2 protein-coding genes are annotated in these 1022 nt (G+C 60.8%); both read left to right on the top strand.

What is annotated here, in order from left to right:
* Positions 1 to 427, top strand: a 427-nt coding sequence (gene tnpB, locus AWB69_RS45320) for an IS66 family insertion sequence element accessory protein TnpB (protein WP_231937473.1), incomplete at its 5' end; no start/stop codon positions are given.
* Between the two features lie 86 nt (positions 428 to 513).
* Positions 514 to 1022 (top strand): IS66 family transposase zinc-finger binding domain-containing protein (locus AWB69_RS45315; protein ID WP_197500501.1); only part of this gene is annotated, 509 nt, incomplete at its 3' end.

Below are 1022 nucleotides of genomic sequence, written 5' to 3'. Positions count from 1 at the left end.
AGCTCGAGCTCGAATGTTCAGCAGAGGACGTGGCAATCGTCAATGCGATGGTTGCCGCATTGGGAGCGCGTTGATGTTCCGCTTCGAAGCGGACCTGACGGTCTTCCTGCATCGCGAACCGATCGACTTCCGGGCCGGCATCAATAGTCTCGTGACGCTTGTCGAGCAGTCCATGCAACTCGATCCGTTTGCACGGGCCGTGTTCGCCTTCCACAACCGCAAACGCAACCGGGTCAAACTGTTGTTCTACGATCGCAATGGTTTCTGGATGATGTTGAGGCGCCTCGAAGAAGACCACTTCGTATGGCCACGACGGCAGCAGACCGTCGTCAAGCTGACGAGCGAGCAGTTGCACTGGCTCCTGGATGGCATCGACATTGATGCTGTGCGCCGCCACCCGGTACGGTCGTACCATCACGCCAGTTGAGCATTGCGCGTCACCTGTGAGCATCGGCTGGCCTGTTACAAATTCCCGTAAACCCATCGCGCGCGCGACTTCGTTATCGTGGAGGCATGAACGAGGACGACTTCTCCCGATTGCCGCCGGCCGCCCAGGCCTATATCCGTGAACTCGAGACACGCAACCGGCAATTGGGCGAACGGATCACTCAGCTCGAAGAGCAGTTTCGCCTCGCGCAAAGCAAGCGATTCGCCCCAAGCAGCGAGAAGCTCAAGGATCGCGTCTTCGACGAGGCCGAACAGATCGCCGGCTGCGAGTCCGACGACATGGACGCCGGCGTCACTGACGACCCGTTCGTGCTCCCCGACACGGGTCTGCCGGATCCGGCGGCACCCACGAGAAGCAAACCGGGACGTAAGCCTTTACCGGCGCACCTGCCACGCCAACGCATCGAATACGATCTGCCCGAGAGCGCGAAGGTATGCCCGTGCTGCGCGCACGCGCTGCACCGCATGGGTGAAGAGCTTAGCGAACAGTTGCACATCGAAGTCAAGGCGTCGGTGCTTCAGCACGTGCGCTTCAAATATGCATGCCGCCACTGCGAGCGCCACGCCGAGCGCAC

The sequence above is a fragment of the Caballeronia udeis genome, from assembly GCF_001544555.2.
GTDB lineage: Bacteria > Pseudomonadota > Gammaproteobacteria > Burkholderiales > Burkholderiaceae > Caballeronia > Caballeronia udeis.
The sequence above is the reverse complement of the archived record's forward strand: the minus strand, read 5'-3'. Positions and strand labels throughout refer to the sequence as shown.